The organism is Amphritea pacifica, from assembly GCF_016924145.1.
GTDB lineage: Bacteria > Pseudomonadota > Gammaproteobacteria > Pseudomonadales > Balneatricaceae > Amphritea > Amphritea pacifica.
The window spans coordinates 1-668 of the sequence record NZ_JAFFZO010000094.1; the positions used below are offsets into that span (position 1 = coordinate 1).

Sequence of the window (668 nt, forward strand, 5' to 3'; positions counted from 1 at the left end):
CTGCTTAAGCAGAATTTCTGTCATCATGGACAGCACGGAACGGGTGAAGCTGCGCCAGTTCTGCTCACTGCCGGTCAGCATCGCCGCCATATTCTGTGCAATACCATCAAAGGTCTGCGTGGCTGCACTTTTTACCTGCGACATACTGTCCGTGGCGCTCTCTTCCCACTCACTCCAGCCGGACTTCAGGCCTGCCATCCAGTTCCCGCGAAGCTGGTCTTCAGCCGCCCAGGTCTTTTTCTGCTCTGACATGACGTTATTCAGCGCCAGCGGATTATCGCCATACTGTTCCTTCAGGCGCTGTTCCGTGGCTTCCCGTTCTGCCTGCCGGTCAGTCAGCCCCCGGCTTTTCGCATCAATGGCGGCCCGTTTTGCCCGTTGCTGCTGTGCGAATTTATCCGCCTGCTGCGCCAGCGCGTTCAGGCGCTCCTGATACGTAACCTTGTCGCCAAGTGCAGCCAGCTGGCGTTTGTACTCCAGCGTCTCATCTTTATGCGCCAGCAGGGATTTCTCCTGTGCAGACAGCTGGCGACGTTGCGCCGCCTCCTCCAGTACCGCGAACTGACTCTCCGCCTTCCACAAATCCCGGCGCTGCTGGCTGATTTTCTCATTTGCTCCGGCATGCTTCTCCAGCGTCCGGAGTTCTGCCTGAAGCGTCAGCAGGGCAG

Annotated in this window: 1 protein-coding gene; it reads right to left on the reverse strand. The window is 58.5% G+C overall.

Annotated elements, in window-relative coordinates; translation table 11 throughout:
• On the reverse strand, positions 1 to 668 hold a 668-nt coding region (locus JW499_RS21560; protein WP_205212507.1), incomplete at both ends, for a phage tail tape measure protein.